Source organism: Flexivirga sp. B27 (assembly GCF_052905685.1).
In genome coordinates this window covers 593,495-614,577 of sequence record NZ_JBPYUM010000002.1, presented here as the reverse complement: position 1 = coordinate 614,577, position 21,083 = coordinate 593,495, and the positions used below count along the sequence as shown (strand labels likewise).

Below are 21,083 nucleotides of genomic sequence, written 5' to 3'. Positions count from 1 at the left end.
GGCCGAGCTGCCGACGAGGTCAGGTCAGCGTCGGTCCCCCACCGGGCATGTTGTCCAGGAGCTCGTGCGCCTTCATCGCGAACTTGTGCTCCACGAGCACTTCGTATTTCGTCGCCACCACCTGCGTCACGGACTGGAAGTCACGCTGGCCGCCGGTGAGGCTGTAGCCGATCGCTGCCCAGACGGCGCCGAAGATCGCACCGAAGATGACCGTCGACAGCACGACGCCCAGGACGTTCACGCCGGACTCGAAAAGCGACAGGATGAGGCCGATGAACGCACCGAACCAGGCACCCGACAGTGCACCGCCGGCCAGCACACGGCCCCAGGTCAGCCGGCCGACCACCCGCTCGATCTGCTTCAGCTCGGTGCCGACGATCATGCAGTTCTCGACCGGGAACTCGTTGTCGGACAAGTAGTCGACCGCGCGCTGCGCGTCCTTGTATTCGGTGAATACCCCCAAGGACATCGGGTATTCGAGGCTGAGCCCGCCGCGGAGGTTGGCTGCTTGGCGGCCGAAGCCGCCGTTCATCTGACTGGACATGTATCCAGCCTATCGACCTGATGGCTTCGGCAAGACCCGACAACTTCGTGGCCGGTGCGCAGTCGTGGGCCACCGCCTGCTGACCGGCCAGTAGGTTGGCCCGCATGAAACGACTGCGTGCCAGGCTTCGGACGGCATACGACTCCGTGGCGGACACCCGCCGCGGCCGCGCTGCGGTGGCGGGGTTCGGTGCGGTGGCAGCGCTGCACCTGGCCTGGCAGTTCGTCGACGAGGACGGCCCGGTCAGTTCGGCGACCCAGATACTGCTGATGCCCGCACTCGCCGCGGTGCTGCTGGCCGGGCGGTCGGGTCGGTCCCGGTTGACGGACCTGACCCTGGTTGCGCTCGGCGCTTCGTGGCTCGGCGACTCCGTGCCGCGGTTTCTGACCGACGATCCCGGATTCCTGGCGATGGTCGGCTGCTTCCTGGTCGCCCAGGTTGCCTACATCAGCGGGTTCCTTCCCTACCGGGCACGGTCGAGACCGTGGACCGAGTGGCCGGCTCGAGTGCCCTATCTCGCGGCATTCGCAGCCCTGATCGCGTGGTGCCTGCCCGGGGCAGGTGCGCTCGCTCCCCCGGTGATCGGGTATGGCGCAACGCTGACCGCGATGGCGCTGCTGGCCCCGGGCGTGTCCGGTCTCGCCGGTGTCGGCGGCGCGGTCTTCATGGCGTCCGACGGGCTGATCGCGTTGCACGCCTTTGCGGACGTGACGCTGCCCGTGCACGACTTCTGGGTGATGCTGACCTACTTGATCGGCCAGGGGCTGATCGTCGCCGCCGTCATCGCGGATGACGAGGAGCCGGCGATCACGCGTCCGGTGCAGCCAGTCCGATGACGAGGTCACGCACCACATCGGGATCGGCCAACCGGTCGCCATACAACTCGCGGATCTGACCCATCCGATAGCGGACGGTCTGCGGATGCACGTGCAGCTGTGCAGCGACCGCGTCCCGACGGCCCTGATGCAGCAGCCAGGACCGGAGCGTTTCGGCGAGCCGCTCCCCCGTCGCGGGCGGCAGCTCGGCGAGCGGTGCCAACGCAGCCGCCCGCAGGTCAGCATGCGCCAACGGATCGGCCTGGGTCACCAGTCGCGCGAGATGGTCATCGGTGTCGACGGGTTCGCGTCCGGCGAAACCGAGGTCGTGTGCCCGCAACGCCCGGTCGTATGACGCCCCCGCATCCAGCCACGGTCGCACCGGGCCGACATACGCGGGCCGCCCGGCGAGCACTCGGAGCAGGTGCACACGGCCCGGACCGTCCGCATCGGGCACCAGCAGCACGGCGACCGGGTGCTCTCGGTCGGACTCGTCCTCCGCGCGCAGGCAACCGGATCCGAGCTGGGCGGTGATGGCGCTGACCCGCTCGGCGGGCAGCACGATCGCCGTCAGGGTCACCGGCGGCACCCAGTCGGCGCGCTCCGCGAGTTTCAGCACGGTCTCCTTGCCACGGCGCTCCAACAGCGCGCCCGCAAGCCGTTCACGTCGTCGCTCCCGGACCCGACCCTCGACGGCCAGTTCCTCCGCATGGCCGGCGACGCTCGCCGCCGAGAGGCTGTCGATGTAGGCGAAGACGAGCTCGGCGAAACGCGCAAGCGTGCTCGCGTCCAGACCGGCCGCGACGGCTGCCGCGGACCAGTCCTGCCAGGCCACGCGCGCACCGACGCGGTATGCCGCGAGTAGTGCGTCCATCGAGCGACCGCTGCGAGCTTCGCCCCGGCCGAGGGCGTAGGCACCCTGGACCGACGTCTGCATCGGAGTGCTCGGATCGCCGCCGGGCCCAGCCGCTGCCAGGCGGAGGAATCCGGCGAGCGCAGACTGCACCGCCTGCTCGATCGTCTCCCGCATCTGGTCGGCGAGCGCTCCGGCGTAGCTGGGCACGCTGTCGACCACGGCGCCGACGACGCGCTCGCTCACCGCGGGCAGTAGATCGACGAGCGATGCAATGACCGATTTCGGGATCTCGAGTCCGACCGCATCGGGCACTGTTTGTTCGCTGCGCACAAATCAAGTGTATCTGCTCACCCGCAGAGGGCAAGTATTTGATCCAGAGCGTGCGCCAGTCTGGTATCCATGACAGCTGCACCGCACGGTCGTACCTCCCCCGACGTGGCCACACCCGGTCGCGGCGGATGGCGCACGCACGCCTTCCGTCTGGTGAAGGCGGCCACCACGCCGCTACTGCCGGAGGACTACGTCGACCTCTTCGACCCACTGCGGTCGTCCACCCTGCTGCGCGGCCGCGTCGAGTCGATCACTCGCGAGACGGCCGATGCCGTGACGGTCACCATCCGTCCCGGCCGCAGTTGGCGCGGGCACCGACCCGGCCAGTACACCCGCGTCGGCGTCGACGTCGACGGTGTCCGGTTGTGGCGGGCCTACTCGATCACGTCCGGTCCGCGGACGGACGGCTGCATCTCGATCACCGTCAAGGCGATCAGCGGCGGCGCAGTCAGCACGCAGCTGGTCGGGTCACTGCGCGTCGGGCAGGTGCTGCAGATGGAGCAGGCGGACGGCGAGTTCGTGCTGCCCGAGGTGCTGCCTGCCAAGGTCCTGCTGCTCACCGGCGGCAGCGGCATCACTCCGGTGATGGGCATGCTGCGGCATACCCTCGACCGGCTGGACGACGTCGTGCTGCTGCATTCGGCGCCCCGACCGGAGGACGTCATCTTCGCCGCCGAGTTGCGGGCGCTGGCCGACGAGGGCCGGATGTCGTTGCAGGAGAGGCACACCGACGTGCACGGCATGCTGGACACTGCCGCGCTGGATGACCTGGTGCCCGACTGGCGCGACCGCGAGACCTTCGCGTGTGGCCCGGCCGGCATGCTCGAGGCGCTCGAAAACCATTGGGAAGCAGCGAGTCTCGCGGGCCGGCTGCACACCGAACAGTTCCGCCCGACCCTGGCCGAACCCGGCGAGGGCGGCACGGTTCACCTCACCGGCCTCGACAAGGACATCGAATGCGACGGCGCGCAGCCGATCCTCGATGCCGGCGAGGAAGCCGGAGTCCTCATGCCGTCCGGCTGCCGCATGGGCATCTGCTTCGGCTGCGTCCTGCCACTGCGTGAAGGCTCGGTGCGCGACCTGCGCACGGGCGAGACGACCACCGCCTCCCCCGGCGACGGTGTCCTCGTGCAGACCTGCATCTCCGCGGCGGCCGGCCGCTGCGACATCGACCTCTGACCACTCCCTCCGAACCGAAGGAACCCCATGACTGCCCTGCAGAAGAAGGAACACAACCCCGTCGCCCACCTCACCCGGGAGGACATCAAGTCGCTGGGCCGTGAGCTGGACGCAGTCCGCGCGGGCGTCATCGAGACGCGCGGCGCGAAGGACGCGGCATACATCCGCAAGGTCATCAAGACCCAGCGCAGCCTCGAGATGGGTTCGCGTGCACTGCTGCTCGCATCCCGCTGGAAGCCGGCGTTCGTGGTCGGCACCGTCGGGCTGACGGTGTCAAAGGTGTTGGAAAACATGGAGATCGGGCACAACGTCATGCACGGCCAGTGGGACTGGATGCGTGACCCGAAGATCCACTCGACCACCTGGGAGTGGGACAACGCCTCCCCCGCAGACCTGTGGAAGCACAGCCACAACGAGCTGCACCACACCTACACGAACGTGCTCGGCCGTGACAACGACCTGGGCTACGGCATCATGCGCGTCGACGAGGACCAGAAATGGGTGCCGATGTATCTCGGCCAGCCGGTCTGGAACTTCGTGAACGCCTGCTTCTTCGAATACGGCATTGCGGCATACGACCTGGAGCTCGGCAAGTACTTCATCGGGCGCAAGGACAAGGACGTCTTCAAGCGCGATGCCAAGAAGGTCGTGAACAAGATCCGCGCGCAGGTCACCAAGGACTACGTGGTGCACCCGGCGCTTGCGTTGCTCACCGGTTCGGCACGTCGCACGCTGATCGCCAACTACACGGCCAACCTCGGCCGCAACCTGTGGACCCACTCGGTCATCATGTGCGGACACTTCCCCGAGGGCGTCGAGACGTTCACCAAGACCTCCATCGACGGCGAGACCCGCGGTGACTGGTATCTGCGACAGATGATCGGCTCGGCCAACATCCACGGCTCGACAGCGATGCACATCGCCACCGGCAACCTGTCCTACCAGATCGAGCACCACCTCTTCCCCGACCTGCCGAGCAACCGGTATGCCGAGATCGCGCCGCAGGTGCGCGACATCTGCGAGCGTTACGGCCTGCAGTACCTCACGGGGTCGCTGCCGCGGCAGGTGGGATCGGCGTGGATGAAGGTGATCCGGCTGTCGCTGCCCAACCACCTGGCAGCACGCCTGAAGCGGCGCAGCCGGCGTAGGCCGATCGAGCCCACTGCGTTGCCGTCCCGCCGACAGACTGCGAGCGCCGAGGCGACTGCGGCCTGAACCACACCTATGGTGTGGCCATGACGATCTGCGTCTTCGGTGCCGGGAGCATCGGTTGCTATGTCGGCGGTCGGCTGGCCGCCAGCGGCGCCCCGGTGACGTTTGTCGGTCGCGCTTCGATGCAGGAGCAGGTGTCGGGCGGCATACGACTGAGCGGCCGCGACGGCCGAACCCTTTGTGTCACACCAGAGTTCACCACTGACCCTGCAGTCGTATCTGACGCCGACCTGGTCATCGTGACGGTGAAGTCCGGTGCGAACAAGCAGGTGGCCGAGCAATTACGGCCGCTGCTGGCCACCGACTCCGTCGTGCTCAACCTGCAGAACGGCCTCCATGGCGGGGCAGACCTGCGGGCGGGCCTGCCCGGCCACCGGGTCGTCACCGGAATGGTCGGCTTCAACGTTGTGCGCGACGGCGCGAGCTTCCAGCAGACGACCGCGGGCGAGATCATGGCTGCTACCGACCCGATGTGGGTCCGGTATGCCGGAGTGTTTGCGGCGGCCGGCGTGCCGGTCGAGCAACGCTCGGACATGGAAGCCGTCCTGCGCGCAAAGCTGCTGCTCAACCTGAACAACGCGATCAACGCGCTGTCCGGATTGCCGTTGCGCGCCGAACTCGAGGACCGCGACTTCCGGCGCTGCCTCTCCCTCGCTCAAGGTGAAGCGCTGCGTGTGATGGGCGCGAGCAAGCCGGCTCCCGCGAAGCTCACGCCGGTCTCCCCCGGGGTGATGGCCCGCGCGCTCCGGTTGCCCGACTTTCTCTTCCGCAGGCTCGGCGGCAAGGTGCTGGCCATCGACCCGACGGCCAGGTCGTCGATGGCTGATGATCTTGTCGCAGGTCGCCCGACCGAGGTCGATTGGATCAACGGCGCGGTGGTCGACCTGGCGCGCGAGGCCGGCGCCGACGCTCCCGTGAACGCCCGGCTGGTGGCCCTGGTCCATGACGCGGAGCGCGCCATACATCCGCAGTGGACGGGGGCAGAGCTCTATGCACAGTTGGCTACTGCCGCGAAAGTCGTTGACTGACAACGCTATCCACTCTGTGTCGAGGTGGATCGGGACGCTAGATCGGCGTGCCGGTGACTCCGTCGGCGAGGGCGTCCAGGTCGCGCACGGCATAGCGATGGTGGTGCCACTCCTCGTTGGCGATGATCCACACGCACTGCCGGACCGGGAAGGAATTTGCCGTGAAGAAGGGCTCGCCGGCCGTCCCGTCCAGGTCTGCATCGGTCGCAGTGTCCAGGTAGTCGCGCACCTGTGCGACGCGCTCGGCGCGGACTTGCAGCACCTCGGCGAAGCCCACCGGCACGTCGAGGTCGATGCCCGCATCCGGTGCGCGGTCACGCCATCCGGAGAACGGCTGACCAAGCCGGTGGTAGGGGTGCTCGCGGCGTAGGATCGCGTCGCCCAGCCAGACGTCCGTCGCGAAGACCAGGTGCCGCAGGGTCTGCGAGAACGACCATTCGCCGTGCACCGACAGGTCCACGGTCCCTGGTGGCAGCGTCTCCACGCGGTCAATTGTCCGCTGCCACATCGTCTCCAGCGCCGCCCACCCCGACCGGAACTCCTGCGCGGACTGCGCACGGAGCACCGCGCGTTCGGGATGTCGGCGGTCGAGCTCCGCCTCGACCAGATCGGCGACCTCGACACCGTTGACGACCAGTCCGTCGATCTCGCCGTCGATCTCGGCGTTCGTGAAGTCTGCTCCGCGCAGATGGGATTTCTCGAGATCTGGCCGGCGCAGCCACGCCTCCCGCAGGTCGGCGTCGACGATCTCCGTACCGCGCAGGTTCAGGTCAGCATGCTGCTCCATGCTTCGACGATAGATGCGCGCTCGGACACAGCACGGGGAACAGGATTCTGGGTGGGGCGACTGGGGCTTGAACCCAGGACCGACGGATTATGAGTCCGCTGCTCTAACCGGCTGAGCTATCGCCCCCTGTGGTGCAGGCACATTCTGGCATCACCCCGGCATGCGGGCGCGTGCAGGTCCACGTCCGGCGGCCGCGCGGACCGCTTGAACAGGGCGAGCGGACGGCGACATACAACGGCACGGCAACGAAATCGCGCCCTACCCCAAAAACCTCAAAAATCTCTGACCCCGGCTTGTAAGGTTCGTACTCATGACGGACCAGGCGCCCCCCGCGGGTGAGACCAACGTGGCCTCCGGTGAGCCGCTCGTGCGTATGGCGGGGGTCAACAAACACTTCGGTGATCTCCACGTGCTGCGCGACATCGACCTGGAGGTGGCAAAGGGCGAAGTCGTCGTCGTGCTCGGACCGTCCGGCTCGGGCAAATCGACGCTCTGCCGCACGATCAACCGCCTGGAGACCTACGAGAGCGGCGACATCACGATCGACGGCGAGCCGCTGCCCGCGGAGGGCGCCGCGCTGGCCAAGCTGCGTGCCGACGTGGGGATGGTCTTCCAGTCGTTCAACCTCTTCGCGCACAAGACGATCCTGCAGAACGTCACGCTTGGCCCGATCAAGGTCCGCAAACTGAGCAAGTCCGACGCGGAGCAACAGGCGATGGATCTGCTGAAGCGCGTCGGGGTCGAGGCCCAGGCGGAGAAATATCCGGCCCAACTGTCCGGTGGGCAGCAGCAGCGGGTCGCCATCGCGCGTTCGCTGGCGATGCGTCCGAAGGTCATGCTCTTCGACGAGCCGACCTCTGCGCTCGATCCCGAGATGATCAACGAGGTCCTCGATGTGATGGCCGGACTGGCCAAGGACGGCATGACGATGATCGTGGTCACCCACGAGATGGGCTTCGCGCGTCGCGCCGCGGACCGTGTCGTCTTCATGTCGGACGGCCAGATCCTGGAGCAGCAGGCACCGGAGGCCTTCTTCAGCAACCCGCAGTCCTCGCGGGCCAAGGACTTCCTGTCCAAGATCCTGACCCACTGACCACGCCATGACCACCACAGCAAGGACGATCTTCGTCACCGATCGCCCTGGCAACGCTTGCGATTCGTCATCGATATCTGGAGGAGAAATCTCATGAAGTTCCGCGCGTTCTATGCCGCAACGGCGGCTGCCGCGCTCGGCCTCGGACTCACCGCCTGTGGCGGCAGCTCCGGTGGCTCGGGCAGCAGCGAAGCCGTTTGCAAGCTGCCCGACTCGGGCCCGTCGGTGAAGATCGGCATCAAGTACGACCAGCCCGGCCTCGGGCTGAAGGACGGCGACAAGTACACCGGCTTCGACGTCGACATCGCACGCTGTGTCGCGGCCGAGATGGGCTACAGCAAGATCAAGTTCGTCGAGTCGCCGTCACCGCAGCGGGAGAAGATGCTGGCCGCCGGCACGGTCAAGATGATCGTCGCCACCTACTCGATCACCCCGGAGCGCCTGAAGGAGGTCGGCTTCGCCGGTCCCTACTTCGTGGCGGGCCAGTCGCTGCTGGTCGGCAAGGACTCCAAGGTCAACAGTGTCAAGGATCTGGGTGGCAAGAAGGTCTGCTCCGTCACCGGCTCGACGTCGGTCGACAACCTGAAGAAGGAGCAGCCGAAGCTGGTGCCGCAGAAGTACGACACCTACTCCGCTTGTGCCGAGGCTCTCGCATCCGGCTCCATCGACGCGATGACCACCGACGACGCGATCCTGGCCGGTTACGCCAACCAGCCGCAATACAAGGACAAGGTGAAGCTGGCCGGCGGCACCTTCAGCGAGGAGAACTACGGGATCGGCCTGAAGAAGGGTTCGGCCGACTGCAAGAAGGTCGCCTCCGCGATCAAGAAGACCCTCGACAACGGCAACTGGAAGAAGGCGCTGGAGAACAACCTCGGCGCCGACTACAAGTACAACACCAAGCTCAACCCGCCGAAGGCTCCCAGCTGCAAGGGCTGAGTCTGCAACGTGGGCAACGTAGTTCGGACCCGACGATGACCAGCCGTCACGTGGCCATCGTCGGGTCCGACGACCACCATCCCGAGAGAAGATAGGAACGGCCTGGTGTCTTCGCTCTTCTCCGACTATCAGATCTGGACCGCGCTGTGGGCGACGATCAAGCTCACTCTGATCAGCGCGGTCGGCAGTCTGATCGTCGGCACGATCATCGCGACGCTGCGCCTGTCGCCGGTCGGCATCCTGCGGTTCGTCGGCACGTCATACGTCAACATCTTCCGGAACACTCCGCTGACGTTGATCATCCTGTCGTGCAGCTTCGTCCTCTATATCCAACTCGGGATCTCGCTGGCCGACTCGAACGACGCGAAGTTCGCTGATGTCAACGGCTTTCGGCTTGCTGCGGTCGGTATGACGGTCTATCACGCGACCTATGTGTGTGAGGCGCTGCGGTCCGGCGTCAACACCATCCCACTCGGCCAGGCCGAGGCCGCCCGGTCGATCGGACTGACCTTCAGCCAGACGATGCGCGAGATCATCCTGCCGCAGGCGTTCCGCGGCGCTGTGGTGCCGCTGGGCAACACCCTCATCGCGCTGACCAAGAACACCACGGTTGCGGTGACGATCAGCGTCTACGAGTTGTCCGGCGTGCTCAAGACCGTGACCGAGCGTGACCCGGGGATGCTCAACCTGGCGTTCATGGTGGTCGGTGCCTTCTTCATCATCCTGACCCTGCCGATGGGCGTGACACTCGGCTGGCTCGGCAAGCGTGTGGCGGTGAAACGATGAGCGCATCAGTCCTGTTCGACGCGCCGGGTCCGAAGACCCGGCGACGTTACGCGATCCTCGGGGTCGTCGGCGGCCTCGTCGTCGCAGCGATCCTGGCGCTGGTCATCTGGAAGCTGGCCGACAAGGACCAGTTCGCCAGCTACAAGTGGAAGCCCTTCGCCGAGTGGGGCACCTGGAAGAACTACATCCTCCCCGGGCTGCGCGGCACGCTGATCGCCGCGGCCCTCGCCATCGTCATCAGTTCGGTCCTCGGTGCGGTGCTGGCCATACTTCGCATGTGGGAGGTGCCCAAGACCAAGGGTCTCGGCGCGGTCGGCATACGTGCTGTGCGGTGGATCGTCACCGCGTGGGTGGAGCTCACTCGCGCCATACCGGTGCTGCTGATGATGCTCTTCATCTTCGGCCTGCTCGCCGCCAACGGCCACGGCGGCGGAAGCGGACCGCTGATCGCGACAGTGGCCGGCCTGGCGTTCTACAACTCCTCGGTGATCTGTGAGGTCATCCGCTCCGGGGTCGACCAACTGCCCTCCGGTCAGCGCGAGGCCGGCAGCTCGATCGGGCTCAGCGCCGGTCAGACGACTCGGATCATCCTGCTGCCGCAGGCGATCACCGCGATGCTGCCGTCACTGATCAGCCAGGTCATCGTCGTGCTGAAGGACACCGCGCTCGGCTACAACGTGCTGTATGGCGAGCTGCTCTACAAGAGCAAGCCGGCGACGTCGTTGAACGGCAACATCTTTGCCATGTTGATCGTGCTCGCCGCGATCTACATCCTGATCAACTACGGGCTGAGCAAACTGGCGACCTGGGTCGAGCACCGGATGCAGGCGCGCGGCCGCAAGGTCCAGGAGCCCGACGCCGTCGAGGGAGCTGTCGCAACGCCCGGCGAAGGCTGATCGTCCCTACGGAGTGGCCGAGCCCCCATGAGGTGACCGAGCCCCAAAAGGTGGCCGAGCCTGTCGAGGTCACACCGTCGTTTCGACAAGCTCAACGAGCTCCGTCGTCGCGGAGAGCGTCCTGCAGCCGGCGGATGTTCGCGCCGACCTCGCCCGAGGTGAGCAGGCCCGCGCCCAGCGGCCCCGACCGGTTCGTCCCGAGTGCCGGCAGTGCACACAGTGCGGCGCGTATCTCGGGTGTCAATTGCGCCAGCTGCCAACGGATCTCGGCAGCCGCGGCGTCAGGTTGATCGGTCGCCGCAAGCGACGCCGCCTTGGCCGCGTAACCTGCCGCACCCAGCGCATGCGCACCCATGTGACACACCCCGACTGCTTGGCCCGCCGCGCGGGCGGCGGCGCCGGCCGCGGCATGGGGCATCTCGGCAGCCGGCACTCCGCCGACGAATCGACGCCGGATCTCGTCAGCCGTGCCCAGCTCCCCGCGAGAGAAGGCACGCGCACGCGCGATCGCGTCCCGTGGCCGGCTATCGGTCGGCGCTGCATCCTCGAACACGTGCAGCACGTGCTCGGCACAATCGGCCGCCCATCCCGCGACCAGACGCCGATCGGCTTCGGACAGTGTCTGCGGGGATCTGGTCATGCAGCGACCCTACGGGTTGCCACTCTCCGGGTCGTCCGCGTCATACGCTGCGCCGCCGCACCAGGCGAAAGATCACGAGCGCGCCGATCAACCCCGGCACACAATGGACGGCCAGGATGCCCGCGGTGGTCGGGCCACCCCAGTCGTTCGGATCGAGCGACTGGCCACTGACGACCATTGCGCCCTCGACGACCGCGCGCACGACCAGGTAGGCACAGACCAAGATCACCACGGTGAAGCCGACGCGTCGGAGACTCCTACCCAGCCTGCTCCCGGTCACCGGCGCACCGCCCGGATCGCCATTCGGCCCATGCCGGCGGCCAACGGAACGACGACGACGGCAAGCGAGACGACGGCCACGGCCAACAGCACCAGGCTCGCCGGCTCGCGTGGCAACCACAGGATGTTCTCGGTGTAGCCGGCAGCGAGCGCGAGTGCCTCCGCCATCGCGAACACGATCAACGCCCCGAACCGCAGCAATGCGGTGCGGTGCTGCTGCGTCCGGACCAGCCCTGCGTGCAGGAGCACATTGCCGACAACCGCGGGGCGCAGTCCGGTGTCCTCCAACAGGGCCCGGTATTCCTCGCCGTAACGGTCCCGCCACGCCCGCGGGTAGAGGGCCAGCAACGCCCCGATCATGCGATGCCCGATCATGCGATGCCCAGTCGTCGGGACGTCGTGCGGACCACGTTGGACCACATCGCGACGTGCTCGGTGACTGCGGCCCGGCCGGAGTCGGTGATGGTGTAGGGCCGACGCCTGTCCTGCGACGGCACCGCCTGGATCAGCCCACGATCCTCCAACTTCGCCAGGGCGCCATACAGCGTGCCCGGCCCGAGATCGATCCCGGTCACCTCACGAACGTCCTCGATGATCGCGTAGCCGTGCTTGGGTCCATCGAGCAATGCTGATAGCACCAACAGCCCGGGTTCACCGAACCTCGCCAGTCCGTATTTGTCGCGCCCCTGTCTCGCCATACGTTGCATCGTATGACGTACTAGCTAGCCTGCCAAGTGCTGGTCGGTCACGGACTGCGCGGATGAAGATGCCCGATCTCGAGAGGCCTGACCCTCGGGTGGTTCCGGGTAGCAGCGAGGCCGGGCACGACATACAAAAAACGGCCCGGAAATCCGGGCCGTTCGGGTTGCTCCCCCACTTGGACTCGAACCAAGAACCCTCCGGTTAACAGCCGAATGCTCTGCCAATTGAGCTACAGGGGATCGCGTGTTGTGCGCGTGCAGAACCATAGCAAATTCGCCCGCCCAACAACCAATCGGGCGACCTAGGTCAGGCCCACTGCGTCCTCGACGAACGCCTTGGTGCGGGCGACCGCGTCCTGCACCTGCGGGTCATTCGGGCGGACGCCACGTCCGAGCACTGTCTGGGTCAGCAACGAGTCGTTCTGCAGGTCACGCCGGACGACGACGCGACCCGACCCGCGACCTGTCAGCGGCAACTCCTCGCTGAGCACGATGCTGGCCTGCACCCGCTCGTGGAACGTTTCCGGCAGCCGGGTGTCCTGCTCGTCGAAGGTCCACTGCCCAGGACGCTTTCGGTCGATCCAGGTCACGGTCAGCGACCAGGTCTGCGAGTCCCACTGCCCGGAGTCGACGTCGTGCCACGGACGCGCGACGACCTGCCCGTCAGGATCCACGACGAACAGATGCCAGGTGGTTGCCACGACGTGTGCGCCGGTGGGTTTGTCCACCGCCGACGCCAGCACACGCTCGCGCTTGGGGAGATCCAGTTGCTGCTGCACCTCTGGCGGAAGTTGCGGACGGGCGCGTTTCAGGAAAGACATGGTGCCTCCATTGTCCATTGCTCGGCGTCGAGGGACCTCGAGACGCTCGTCCCTCGCTCCTCGGTCACCTTTCGTGATCACTCCAGGTTTGCCAGCAGGTCGGCGAGCGAGCGCTGCAGCGTGGTCAGCTGCGCCGAGATCGTCCGCGATTGCTCCGGGTCGTCACTGCGTCGCAAGGCACTCATCGCCTGCGAGATCTTCCGGCGCAGCGCAACCTCCCGCACCCGCACCACCAGCGAGCGCACGTAGTGCCAGTCGGGACGTCCCTGGGAGTCGAGCTTGGTCGGCAACGGCTCGACCGCGAGTTGCGCAACGAGCGGACGCACCACTTCGGGCACCGCCTCGTTGATCGCCGACACCCACGCACCTTGGGTGCGCGTCGGATCGATACCAACGGTGCGCACCGCCTCGAACACCGCGCGGTGGGCAGGAGCAGTCAGATCATCCGGGTCGATCGGATCGAGCTGCTGGGTCGGCACGGCCGACGGGAATTGCACGACGCACTGCAGCAGCATGTGCTCGGCGCGCACGATCGGGTCGCGCAGGTTGGGCGGCTCGTATGCCGGAGCCGGTGCCGCGGTCTCGGCCGGCGCGTCGGGTTGCCGATCCCGTGTCTTCTTGGCCGCTTCGGCGATGCCGCCACGCGGTGCGCGCCGGACCGCCTGGGTGAAATCGTCGACGTGCACCCCGATGTTGCGGGAAACCTCCCGGATGATCTCGTCACGGCTGAGCGAGTCACGTATGTCGGCCACGATCGGCGCCAGAGCACGGGTCGCCGCCACCCGCCCGCTGACCGAGTCCAGGTCGAAGCGCGCCAGTGTCGTGCGCACGACGAACTCGAACATCGGGGTCGCCCCGTCGACCAGCTTCTGCACGGCCTCCGGCCCGTCGGAGATCCGCAGCTCGCACGGGTCCTGCCCGTCGGGCGCGACCGCGACATACGCCTGGGCGGCCCAGCGCTGGTCCTCGTCATACGCCTTGAGCGCGGCCTTCTGCCCGGCCGCGTCACCGTCGAAGGTGAAGATCACCTTGGCCGGGTCTCCCCCGCGCTCGTCACGCAGCAGCCGACGCAACAGCTTGATGTGGTCGACGCCGAACGCGGTGCCGCACGTCGCGACCGCCTGGGTCACACCGGACAGGTGGGCGGCCATCACATCGGTGTAGCCCTCGACGATCACCGCTTTGCGATCATCCGCGATCGACTTCTTGGCCAGGTCGAGGCCATAGAGCACCCGCTGCTTCTTGTAGATCGCGGTCTCACCGGTGTTGAGGTATTTCGCCGGCCTCGGGTCGCCGTCGAAGATCCGTCGCGCACCGAATCCGACCGTGTCGCCGGTGATGTCACGGATCGGCCAGAGCAAGCGGCCCTGGAAGACGTCATAGCCACCACGGTTGATCAGGCCGGCTGCGAGCATCTCGTCGCGGTTGAATCCCTTGTCGCGCAACACTTTTGACAGCGCGTGGCCATCGGTCGGCGCATAGCCGAGCCCGAACTGCTCGGCGATCGCACCGTCGAACTCCCGGCCGCGCAGGTAGTCGCGGGCGGTCCGGGCCTCGGGCATGGCCGGAAGCAGCGAGGTGTAGAACTCCTCCGCGACACGATGCGCCTCGAGCAGGCGGGTCCGGCGGCCGATGCTCTCCTCGCGCGGTCGAACGCCGTCCTCGTAGTGCAGCTCGACGCCGGCCTTGCCGGCCAGCCGCTCGACGGCCTCGGCGAAGCTGAGGTGGTCGACCTCCTGCACGAACGAGATGACGTCACCACCCTTGCCGCAGCCGAAGCAGTGATAGAAACCCTGGGTCGGGTTGACCGAGAAACTCGGGGTCTTCTCGTCGTGGAAGGGACACAGACCGACCATGTTGCTGCCGGACCTGCGCAGCGTGACGTGCTCGCTGACGACGTCCTCGATCGAGCTGCGCTCCTTGACGAGCTCGACGTCCTCGGACTTGATGCGACCCGCCATAACACCCGCAGTCTAGGTGGCCACGTTCGTCGGGTGGGCAGCCTGTCCACAAGCCAGGTCAGTCGAGCGTCGCGAGGTCGCGGACGGCGAAACCGTGATGCTCGAACTCTTCGTTCAGAACCGTGCGCAGGCACTGCGCCACAGTGCGCCCCTTCGCGTATGGCGGCCAGACTTCGTCGTCGGGCACCGGCGCCGGCAGTGCGAGGTCTTCCGCGCTGACCTCCGCGAGCCACTCGGTCAGCAGCATCGCCTGTCGCTCCCGGACCGCCAGCACCTCCTCCAACGCCGGGTCCGCGGCCGGGTCGACACCTGGCGCTGCTTCACCCGGCACGTCGGCGATCGTCAGCCCCATCGGCGTGAACGGATCGGTCCGCCCCAGACAGCACCGCACGAACCAGGAATCGTGCACGAAGACCAGGTGCCGCAACGTCTGGATGGCCGACCACTCACCACCCACCGACTCCCGCTCGGTGCCGGGCGACCGGCGCAGCCGAAGGATCGTCGCCGCCCAGTCGTCCTGCAACTGCTGCCAGGCGCGTCGCAGGTCGACGACGTCGTCGGACCGGATCAGCACCCGCACCGGATGACGGCGGTCCAACTCGGCCTCGACATAAGGCATCACCTCGACACCGTTGACAGTCAGGTCGGCGAGCAACCCATCGATCTCCGCGCCGCGCATGACCACTCCGACGAAGCGGGCGCGGTCGAGCATGCACTCACGGAACTCGACACCGGTCAGGTCGCGATCGACGAACGTGTCCATGCCCCGACGATAAGTGCGAGCTAGGACATTCCCGGTCGGTCGGCGGGACCTCGAGACGCCTGCTCGTCCCCCTTCGTGACGCCCGCTCGTTCCTCACGGGCTCCTCAGGGCGGAGCTCACAGGCTCCTCGGCCACCTTGACGATTGTGACTTCTCGGCCACCTCGGCGGCGAGCGCAGCCACGATGTCGGCGGCAGGACCCGGCCGTGCCTGCCGCCAGCCGGTGCCGGCCCACAGGCTCACCAGGTCACGGTCGCCGGTGGCCGCACCGGCGGCACGCAGCGGCTTCGTCAGCTGATTGACGATCGGATAGACCGGCACCGCCACGGGGTCCAGGCGTGCCACGAACCCATTGCGTATGGCGCGCGCCGGGCGCCCGCTGAACGCGCGTGTCACGACCTGCTCGGTCAACGCCGGATCGGTGAACCCGGCGCGGTAGGCGTCGTTCATCCCCGACTCGTCGGTGAGTAGGAACGCCGAACCGCATTGCACCGCAACGGCTCCCGCGGCCAGCGCGTCCGTCACGTCCTGCGCGGACATCACTCCGCCGGCCACCACGACGGGGATGGCGACCTCGGCGAGGACTGCCGGCAGCAGCTCCCGCCAGCCCTGGTTGTTGGGCTCGGCGTCGACGCGGTGCGTGCCGCGGTGCCCACCTGCGTCGGTGCCCTGCAGGCACAACAGGTCGGCCCCGACGTCGACCGCTGCCCGGGCCTCCGAGGAGTCGGTGACGGTTGCCATGACGACCGATCCTGCAGCGTGCAGGCGCTGCACCGAATCCACCGGAGGCACGCCGAAGATGAAGGACACCAATGGAATCCGCGCCTGCTCCAGCACCTCGATCTTGTCCCGGAAGTTGTCGCTGCCGTCCCACCGCGGCGTCGGCAGCTCGACCTCGGCCGACATTGCGACCGGCGCAAGCGCTTCGGCATACGAACGCAACCGGTCGCCGTCACGCTCCTCGTCGACCGGTGTCGGCAGGAACAGGTTGACGCCGAACGGCCGATCGGTGAGCGCACGGACGGCATCGATGCCCTCGGCAAGTTTCTCCCCGGTCAGGTAACCACCCGGGAAGATGCCCAGCCCACCGGCGTCGCTGATCGCGGCGGCCAATGCGGGTGTGCCGGTGCCGGCCATCGGTGCGCCGATGATCGGCAGTGGACTCAGAGACCATGCGCTCATGCCGGGGTCCTTTCCAGTCGTCAGGCTTCCGAACGTAGCGGGCGGCTAGCTCCACTCCTCGGCGAGGGCCCTCGCGCGATGATCGGTGAGGGACGCGATCTGGTCGACCACGACCCGTAGTGCCGCAGCGTCATCACCCGCACCCGCGTGGTCCTCGGCGAAGAGCGGGTCGAGCCGCTCCGGGTGCTCCTGCAGGACCGTGAACAGCGTCTGGACGATCCGGCGTTGCTCGGCCTGGAGTGTGCGACGGGCGTCGGTCATCATCACCCAGCGTGCGGCGACGGCCTTGAGCATGACGCACTCGGCCAACACGTCGGTCGGGATGACGACGTCGGCGGCGTAGCGGGTCAGGGCACCGTTGCCGAATTTGTCGCGGGTCGCCTGCTCCGCAACACCGACGAACCGGCCGATCAGTCGGCTGGTCATGTCCTTCAGGGCGGCGACGCCGCGACGACCTGACTGCTGCTGATCGGGTATGACGCCGGACCCGACCAGGCGCTCGAACGACCCTGCCAGCTGGGCAGTTTCGAGCTGCGGCGCGTAGATGCGGCGGGCGAGGTCGGCCAACGCGTCGACCTCGGAACGCGACCGCAGCGCGCGCACATCGATGAGTCCGGAGGTGATGCCGTCCTCCACGTCGTGCACGGAGTAGGCGACGTCGTCGGCCCAGTCCATCACCTGCGCCTCGACGCATCTCTGCTGACGGCGGCCGCTAGGCACCGTCGCGCGCACCCAGCCGAAGATCTCCTCGTCCGCCGCGTAGCAGCCGAACTTGCTGGGATGAGAGCGACTTTCGCCCCGGAACCACGGGTATTTGCTCGCCGCATCCAGGGACGCGCGAGTCAGGTTGAGGCCGACCGACTCACCGCCGACGCCGGCCCGCGAGCGCTTCGCCTCCAGCCTGGTCAGGATGCGGAACGTCTGCGCGTTGCCCTCGAATCCGCCGATGTGGCCGCACAATTCGTTCAGCGCGCTCTCGCCGTTGTGCCCGAACGGCGGATGCCCGAGGTCGTGCGCAAGGCACGCGGTGTCGACCACGTCGGCGTTGCAGCCGATCGCCTCGCCGAACTCGCGGCCGATCTGCGCGACCTCCAGCGAATGCGTGAGCCGGTTGCGGATGAAGTCGTTCTGCGGCTGCAGCACCTGGGTCTTGAACGCCAGCCGTCGCCACGCCGCGGAGTGCAACACCCGTGCCCTGTCGCGGGCGAAATCGTCTCTGTCCGCACGCTTCTGGGCCGGGTCCTCCCGCACGAAGCGCTGCCGGTCGTATGCCGAGTAGCTCAACCTCGAACCGCCCGCACACTGCGCACCGCGGAGCCGAGCGACCGCACCGAATGCTCGTGGTAGCCGCCCATCGCCAGCCCCGCGTTGCGCTCGAAGACGTTGCGGGACGCGAAATCGCCGGTGCGCACCCAGGACCAGGCGAGCGCCGCGGCATACAGGGGTAGGAAGGGCAGTCCGCCACAAACGGCGTATTGCCAGCTGTGTTGCTCCTCGTGGGTGATCAGGTCTGGATCGTCACGCTGCAACTGCGCCCAATCATGTTTGGAGACAAGCACATTGCCGACCGTGAACGCGCCGGCCACCGGGAACCCGAAGCGATAGCCACCGGCGAGGTAGAGACCGCGCGGACCGCTCGCGACGCAGGCGCGGCCCAGCCGGGCGACCGCGAAACCGAGCGCGGTCGAGCCGTTCGCCCAGTTGAGGCACCACTTCACCCGCGATGCGGCGGTCCTGCCTGCAGTCCCCATCAGTCGGATTCGTCCCCGATGTTCTTGAGCAACTCGCGGGCGAAGACCGGGATCCAGCCGCGCCGTCGTTGTTCCCACGCCTGCGCGATCGGGTCGATCGGATAGAGCACACCCAGGTCGTCGGCCGAGGAGAGCGCCAGATCGATCCCCTGGGCGTCCTCGACGACTCGCCACTGCAGGGACGAGTTGCGCTGGAGGTACTCCCCCATCGCCATGGCGATCATCGTCAGGGTCGGTGTGGGATCGGGCCGGTCGTCCGCGGGCAGCAGCAGCACCCGGTCGACGTAGTCGTCATACGTGCTGCCGACCGAGCCGATGTCGTCGACATCGATGCCCGCGGCCTGCGCGTCGCCCAGCCAACCGGCCAGCGCACGCTGCGCCTTGCGGTCCAGCGGCTGGACGGTGATGTCGGCCGTCATGACGCCTGGGACTGGTAGCGCGCGGCGGAGCGGGCCTTGGCCTTGGCCGCCTCCTCCTCACGGTTCTTCGGCGGCGCAGTGGTCACCAGCGAGTCGATCAGCTCTCGACTGGCCGCGGTGATCGCGGCGACGGCCTTGTCGTAGGCCGCCTCGTTGGCTTTCGACGGTTTGCTGCCGCCACCGATCTTGCGGACGAACTGCAGGGCGGCGTCGCGCACCTCCTCGTCCGAAGCGGGCGGCTCGAAGTTGTTCAGCGGGCGGATGTTGCGGCACATGTCTTCATTCAACCCGATCCGGCTCCCATGCACGAGCAGCGCACGCCGGGCCACTGCCTTCCGACGGCGGACCGGCGTGCGCGTCGCGGAGACTCAGGCCAGTTGTGCGCGTGCCTGCTTGGCCGCCTTCGCGGCCTGCTTGGCGGCACGACGACCGGCGCGCCCGCCGCGCTCGCGGACCGCCTCGGCCACGACCGGTCCGTGCTCACGGAAGGCCTCTGCGACCGCCTCGCCTCGCTCACGAGCGGCCTCGGCGACGACCGGCGCCTGCTCCTTGGCAACGTCCGCCAGGTGCGCGCTGTGCTCCTTGGCTGCCTCGGCCACGTTGCCGACGGTCTCCTTGAACGAGCTGATCGTGTCCGCGCCCTCGCCCGAGGACAGTGACGACGACACCGCCTCGCCCGCGTGCTGGGCCGCTGCGCGGCTGCGCCACGCAACGCTCGGCTTTCCCTCGGTGTCGACGGCTGCGATCAACAGGCCGCCGAAGAGGCTGACGTTCTTGAAGAAGTGGATCTGCTGCTGTGCGCGCTTGGCCGGGTCGTCCTCCTGCCAGAACGGGTGGCCTGCCAGCGTCGTGGGCACCAGGGTCGCTGCCAGCACCGAGGACGCCACGCGCGGGAACTTGCCGGTCGCCAGCAGCAGACCGCCGACCACGTGCACCGCACCGTTGACGCGCACACCCGTCGCGGGGTCCGCCGGGACGAGCGACGCGACCTGCTGAGGCAACATCGCCCGGCACTTGTCGAGCACCGGTGCTGCAGCCGGTGCGGCGTGGTCGGGATTGCGCAGTGAGTTGAAGCCTGCGACGACGAAGATCGACGACAGCATCGGGCGGGCAAGGCGACGAACAATCACGGGCTGGCCTCCATTGGTAGGACGTGTTCTCGAGTGCCCGCGGGGGCACCTGGACGTCCTGAGCCTACCCACGCAGCCGACTTTGATGCCTCCCGCCGCCGTTGCGGCAGTTCGCCCTCGACCATCAGACTTCAGGTATGACGCGTCCCACACACCCGCTGATCATCCCCAGTGCCCTGTCGACCGTGCTGGACTCGGTAACTCTGATCGACACGCGGTGGCAGATGGGCGAAGCCACCCGGCGCCCGGCGTATTACGCCGGGCACCTGCCCGGTGCGGCGTGGGTGGAGTTCGAGGGCGTCATGGCCGACGCACCCGGTGCGGGCGGACGGCACCCGATGCCGTCACGTGACGTCTTCGCGGCCGCGATGCGCGCCGCAGGAGTCTGCAACGATCGACCCGTCGTGGTCTACGACGACGGCAATTCCCTTGCCGCCAGCCGCTGTTGGTGGCTGCTGAAGTATTTCGGCAAAGAGGACGTGCAGGTGCTGGACGGCGGGCTCGCCGCTTGGCACCGCGCCGGACTTCCCGTCACGACGGAGCTGCCGGACGTGGCGCCCGGGGACTTCCACCCCACCGACCCGGGTGCTGCACTGCTGGACGCCGACGGCGCGGCCGAGTTCGCGGCCGACCGGCTGCTGCTCGACGCGCGCCCGGCCGACCGCTTCGCCGGGCAGAACGAAACCGTCGACCCTGTCGCAGGCCACATCCCCGGCGCGGTGTCGGCTCCGGCCCTGGCCAACCTGACCGACGCCGGCACGTTCCTGCCGCCGGACGATCTCGCGCTGCGGTTCACCGGCCTCGGCATACGGACGGACAGCGCGGTGGGCGTCTATTGCGGGTCCGGCGTGCAGGCCACCCACCTGGCACTGGCGCTGGAGGCCAGCGGCATCCGGCCAGCGACGAGTGTCTACATCGGCTCCTGGTCGCACTGGATCACCGACCCCGAGCGGCCCGTCGAATAGCCCCACG

General features: G+C 67.7%; 25 protein-coding genes and 2 tRNA genes. 9 read left to right on the top strand and 18 right to left on the bottom strand.

Annotated elements, in window-relative coordinates:
• Positions 1 to 19: 19 nt before the first annotated feature.
• A complete protein-coding gene (locus ACSZL9_RS11780) occupies positions 20 to 544 on the bottom strand; it encodes a general stress protein (protein ID WP_446665681.1) in 525 nt (174 codons plus the stop codon).
• 104 nt (positions 545 to 648) lie between these two features.
• Here ACSZL9_RS11780 and ACSZL9_RS11775 point away from each other — a divergent pair, with 104 nt between their 5' ends.
• Positions 649 to 1,380, top strand: a complete 732-nt coding sequence (locus tag ACSZL9_RS11775; protein ID WP_446665680.1) for a lysoplasmalogenase — start codon at positions 649 to 651, stop codon at positions 1,378 to 1,380.
• On the opposite strand, the gene ACSZL9_RS11770 is transcribed toward ACSZL9_RS11775, so the two are convergent.
• Entirely contained in the window at positions 1,352 to 2,545 is a 1,194-nt protein-coding gene (locus ACSZL9_RS11770; protein WP_446665679.1) for a helix-turn-helix domain-containing protein, read from the bottom strand. The two genes, ACSZL9_RS11775 and ACSZL9_RS11770, sit on opposite strands and share 29 nt — an antisense overlap.
• Positions 2,546 to 2,614: 69 nt before the next feature.
• On the opposite strand from ACSZL9_RS11770, the gene ACSZL9_RS11765 reads away from it, so the two are divergent.
• The 3 genes from ACSZL9_RS11765 to ACSZL9_RS11755 are packed head-to-tail and all read left to right on the top strand — an operon-like array spanning position 2,615 to position 5,964.
• Entirely contained in the window at positions 2,615 to 3,724 is a 1,110-nt protein-coding gene (locus tag ACSZL9_RS11765; RefSeq protein ID WP_446665678.1) for a ferredoxin reductase, read from the top strand.
• A 27-nt stretch (positions 3,725 to 3,751) separates the two neighbouring features.
• A complete protein-coding gene (locus ACSZL9_RS11760; protein WP_446665677.1) occupies positions 3,752 to 4,939 on the top strand; it encodes a fatty acid desaturase family protein in 1,188 nt (395 codons plus the stop codon).
• Positions 4,940 to 4,959: 20 nt separating this feature from the next.
• Positions 4,960 to 5,964, top strand: a complete 1,005-nt coding sequence (locus tag ACSZL9_RS11755) for a 2-dehydropantoate 2-reductase (protein WP_446665676.1) — start codon at positions 4,960 to 4,962, stop codon at positions 5,962 to 5,964.
• Between the two features lie 37 nt (positions 5,965 to 6,001).
• On the opposite strand, the gene ACSZL9_RS11750 is transcribed toward ACSZL9_RS11755, so the two are convergent.
• Positions 6,002 to 6,751, bottom strand: a complete 750-nt coding sequence (locus ACSZL9_RS11750; RefSeq protein WP_446665675.1) for a DinB family protein — start codon at positions 6,749 to 6,751, stop codon at positions 6,002 to 6,004.
• A 52-nt stretch (positions 6,752 to 6,803) separates the two neighbouring features.
• Positions 6,804 to 6,877: transfer RNA gene (locus tag ACSZL9_RS11745), tRNA-Ile, on the bottom strand.
• 184 nt (positions 6,878 to 7,061) lie between these two features.
• On the opposite strand from ACSZL9_RS11745, the gene ACSZL9_RS11740 reads away from it, so the two are divergent.
• The 4 genes from ACSZL9_RS11740 to ACSZL9_RS11725 all read left to right on the top strand — a co-directional run bounded on the left by ACSZL9_RS11740 (position 7,062) and on the right by ACSZL9_RS11725 (position 10,465).
• The gene (locus ACSZL9_RS11740; protein WP_446665674.1) at positions 7,062 to 7,844 is read left to right on the top strand and encodes an amino acid ABC transporter ATP-binding protein; all 783 of its coding nucleotides are present in this window, start codon (positions 7,062 to 7,064) and stop codon (positions 7,842 to 7,844) included.
• 93 nt (positions 7,845 to 7,937) lie between these two features.
• Entirely contained in the window at positions 7,938 to 8,783 is an 846-nt protein-coding gene (locus ACSZL9_RS11735) for a glutamate ABC transporter substrate-binding protein (protein ID WP_446665673.1), read from the top strand.
• Positions 8,784 to 8,888: 105 nt separating this feature from the next.
• On the top strand, positions 8,889 to 9,569 hold the full coding sequence (locus ACSZL9_RS11730) for an amino acid ABC transporter permease (protein WP_446665672.1): 681 nt from the start codon (positions 8,889 to 8,891) through the stop codon (positions 9,567 to 9,569).
• Entirely contained in the window at positions 9,566 to 10,465 is a 900-nt protein-coding gene (locus ACSZL9_RS11725) for an amino acid ABC transporter permease (protein WP_446665671.1), read from the top strand. The genes ACSZL9_RS11730 and ACSZL9_RS11725 overlap by 4 nt, the downstream gene beginning before the upstream one ends.
• A 91-nt stretch (positions 10,466 to 10,556) precedes the next feature.
• Here ACSZL9_RS11725 and ACSZL9_RS11720 read toward each other — a convergent pair whose 3' ends face one another.
• From ACSZL9_RS11720 to ACSZL9_RS11655, 14 genes are all read right to left on the bottom strand, one after another.
• A complete protein-coding gene (locus ACSZL9_RS11720) occupies positions 10,557 to 11,105 on the bottom strand; it encodes a putative immunity protein (protein ID WP_446665670.1) in 549 nt (182 codons plus the stop codon).
• Positions 11,106 to 11,145: 40 nt separating this feature from the next.
• The gene (locus ACSZL9_RS11715) at positions 11,146 to 11,385 is read right to left on the bottom strand and encodes a hypothetical protein (RefSeq protein WP_446665669.1); all 240 of its coding nucleotides are present in this window, start codon (positions 11,383 to 11,385) and stop codon (positions 11,146 to 11,148) included.
• Positions 11,382 to 11,759, bottom strand: coding sequence for a hypothetical protein (locus ACSZL9_RS11710; protein ID WP_446665668.1), 378 nt, complete (start codon positions 11,757 to 11,759; stop codon positions 11,382 to 11,384). The genes ACSZL9_RS11715 and ACSZL9_RS11710 overlap by 4 nt, the downstream gene beginning before the upstream one ends.
• Complete coding sequence (locus tag ACSZL9_RS11705; protein ID WP_446665667.1) at positions 11,756 to 12,082, bottom strand: PadR family transcriptional regulator; 327 nt, start codon at positions 12,080 to 12,082, stop codon at positions 11,756 to 11,758. The genes ACSZL9_RS11710 and ACSZL9_RS11705 overlap by 4 nt, the downstream gene beginning before the upstream one ends.
• Positions 12,083 to 12,252: 170 nt before the next feature.
• Positions 12,253 to 12,325, bottom strand: a tRNA-Asn gene (locus ACSZL9_RS11700).
• Between the two features lie 62 nt (positions 12,326 to 12,387).
• Positions 12,388 to 12,906 carry a hypothetical protein gene (locus ACSZL9_RS11695; protein ID WP_446665666.1) on the bottom strand — a complete coding sequence of 173 codons (519 nt, stop codon included), beginning with the start codon at positions 12,904 to 12,906 and terminating at the stop codon, positions 12,388 to 12,390.
• 77 nt (positions 12,907 to 12,983) lie between these two features.
• Positions 12,984 to 14,867 (bottom strand): DNA primase, encoded by a 1,884-nt coding sequence (gene dnaG / locus ACSZL9_RS11690; protein WP_446665665.1) that lies wholly within the window; start codon positions 14,865 to 14,867, stop codon positions 12,984 to 12,986.
• 58 nt (positions 14,868 to 14,925) lie between these two features.
• Complete coding sequence (locus ACSZL9_RS11685; RefSeq protein WP_446665664.1) at positions 14,926 to 15,630, bottom strand: DinB family protein; 705 nt, start codon at positions 15,628 to 15,630, stop codon at positions 14,926 to 14,928.
• A 116-nt stretch (positions 15,631 to 15,746) separates the two neighbouring features.
• Positions 15,747 to 16,811: an NAD(P)H-dependent flavin oxidoreductase gene (locus ACSZL9_RS11680; protein ID WP_446665663.1), complete on the bottom strand. Its 1,065-nt coding sequence runs from the start codon at positions 16,809 to 16,811 to the stop codon at positions 15,747 to 15,749.
• A gap of 45 nt (positions 16,812 to 16,856) precedes the next feature.
• Positions 16,857 to 18,095 carry a deoxyguanosinetriphosphate triphosphohydrolase gene (locus tag ACSZL9_RS11675; protein WP_446665662.1) on the bottom strand — a complete coding sequence of 413 codons (1,239 nt, stop codon included), beginning with the start codon at positions 18,093 to 18,095 and terminating at the stop codon, positions 16,857 to 16,859.
• On the bottom strand, positions 18,092 to 18,562 hold the full coding sequence (locus ACSZL9_RS11670; protein ID WP_446665661.1) for a hypothetical protein: 471 nt from the start codon (positions 18,560 to 18,562) through the stop codon (positions 18,092 to 18,094). The genes ACSZL9_RS11675 and ACSZL9_RS11670 overlap by 4 nt, the downstream gene beginning before the upstream one ends.
• Positions 18,562 to 18,981: a DUF3806 domain-containing protein gene (locus ACSZL9_RS11665; protein ID WP_446665660.1), complete on the bottom strand. Its 420-nt coding sequence runs from the start codon at positions 18,979 to 18,981 to the stop codon at positions 18,562 to 18,564. The genes ACSZL9_RS11670 and ACSZL9_RS11665 overlap by 1 nt, the downstream gene beginning before the upstream one ends.
• The gene (locus ACSZL9_RS11660) at positions 18,978 to 19,256 is read right to left on the bottom strand and encodes a DUF2277 domain-containing protein (protein ID WP_446665801.1); all 279 of its coding nucleotides are present in this window, start codon (positions 19,254 to 19,256) and stop codon (positions 18,978 to 18,980) included. Before ACSZL9_RS11660 ends, ACSZL9_RS11665 begins: the two co-directional genes overlap by 4 nt.
• 93 nt (positions 19,257 to 19,349) lie before the next feature.
• Positions 19,350 to 20,111 carry a DoxX family protein gene (locus tag ACSZL9_RS11655; RefSeq protein ID WP_446665659.1) on the bottom strand — a complete coding sequence of 254 codons (762 nt, stop codon included), beginning with the start codon at positions 20,109 to 20,111 and terminating at the stop codon, positions 19,350 to 19,352.
• A gap of 137 nt (positions 20,112 to 20,248) precedes the next feature.
• Between ACSZL9_RS11655 and ACSZL9_RS11650 the strand changes: the two genes are divergently transcribed.
• A complete protein-coding gene (locus tag ACSZL9_RS11650; protein WP_446665658.1) occupies positions 20,249 to 21,076 on the top strand; it encodes a sulfurtransferase in 828 nt (275 codons plus the stop codon).
• Positions 21,077 to 21,083: the final 7 nt, after the last annotated feature.

Excerpts from the sequence above, each read along its gene's own strand:
- ACSZL9_RS11685 (WP_446665664.1), bottom strand. The coding sequence starts at position 15,630 with ATGGACACGTTCGTCGATCGCGACCTGACCGGTGTCGAGTTCCGTGAG.
- ACSZL9_RS11755 (WP_446665676.1), top strand. The coding sequence starts at position 4,960 with ATGACGATCTGCGTCTTCGGTGCCGGGAGCATCGGTTGCTATGTCGGC.
- ACSZL9_RS11665 (WP_446665660.1), bottom strand. The coding sequence starts at position 18,981 with ATGACGGCCGACATCACCGTCCAGCCGCTGGACCGCAAGGCGCAGCGT.
- ACSZL9_RS11780 (WP_446665681.1), bottom strand. The coding sequence starts at position 544 with ATGTCCAGTCAGATGAACGGCGGCTTCGGCCGCCAAGCAGCCAACCTC.
- ACSZL9_RS11660 (WP_446665801.1), bottom strand. The coding sequence starts at position 19,256 with ATGTGCCGCAACATCCGCCCGCTGAACAACTTCGAGCCGCCCGCTTCG.
- ACSZL9_RS11720 (WP_446665670.1), bottom strand. The coding sequence starts at position 11,105 with ATGACCAGATCCCCGCAGACACTGTCCGAAGCCGATCGGCGTCTGGTC.
- ACSZL9_RS11710 (WP_446665668.1), bottom strand. The coding sequence starts at position 11,759 with ATGATCGGGCATCGCATGATCGGGGCGTTGCTGGCCCTCTACCCGCGG.
- ACSZL9_RS11650 (WP_446665658.1), top strand. The coding sequence starts at position 20,249 with ATGACGCGTCCCACACACCCGCTGATCATCCCCAGTGCCCTGTCGACC.
- ACSZL9_RS11705 (WP_446665667.1), bottom strand. The coding sequence starts at position 12,082 with ATGGCGAGACAGGGGCGCGACAAATACGGACTGGCGAGGTTCGGTGAA.
- ACSZL9_RS11765 (WP_446665678.1), top strand. The coding sequence starts at position 2,615 with ATGACAGCTGCACCGCACGGTCGTACCTCCCCCGACGTGGCCACACCC.
- ACSZL9_RS11725 (WP_446665671.1), top strand. The coding sequence starts at position 9,566 with ATGAGCGCATCAGTCCTGTTCGACGCGCCGGGTCCGAAGACCCGGCGA.
- ACSZL9_RS11775 (WP_446665680.1), top strand. The coding sequence starts at position 649 with ATGAAACGACTGCGTGCCAGGCTTCGGACGGCATACGACTCCGTGGCG.
- ACSZL9_RS11740 (WP_446665674.1), top strand. The coding sequence starts at position 7,062 with ATGACGGACCAGGCGCCCCCCGCGGGTGAGACCAACGTGGCCTCCGGT.
- dnaG (WP_446665665.1), bottom strand. The coding sequence starts at position 14,867 with ATGGCGGGTCGCATCAAGTCCGAGGACGTCGAGCTCGTCAAGGAGCGC.
- ACSZL9_RS11680 (WP_446665663.1), bottom strand. The coding sequence starts at position 16,811 with ATGAGCGCATGGTCTCTGAGTCCACTGCCGATCATCGGCGCACCGATG.
- ACSZL9_RS11695 (WP_446665666.1), bottom strand. The coding sequence starts at position 12,906 with ATGTCTTTCCTGAAACGCGCCCGTCCGCAACTTCCGCCAGAGGTGCAG.
- ACSZL9_RS11670 (WP_446665661.1), bottom strand. The coding sequence starts at position 18,562 with ATGGGGACTGCAGGCAGGACCGCCGCATCGCGGGTGAAGTGGTGCCTC.
- ACSZL9_RS11750 (WP_446665675.1), bottom strand. The coding sequence starts at position 6,751 with ATGGAGCAGCATGCTGACCTGAACCTGCGCGGTACGGAGATCGTCGAC.
- ACSZL9_RS11760 (WP_446665677.1), top strand. The coding sequence starts at position 3,752 with ATGACTGCCCTGCAGAAGAAGGAACACAACCCCGTCGCCCACCTCACC.
- ACSZL9_RS11735 (WP_446665673.1), top strand. The coding sequence starts at position 7,938 with ATGAAGTTCCGCGCGTTCTATGCCGCAACGGCGGCTGCCGCGCTCGGC.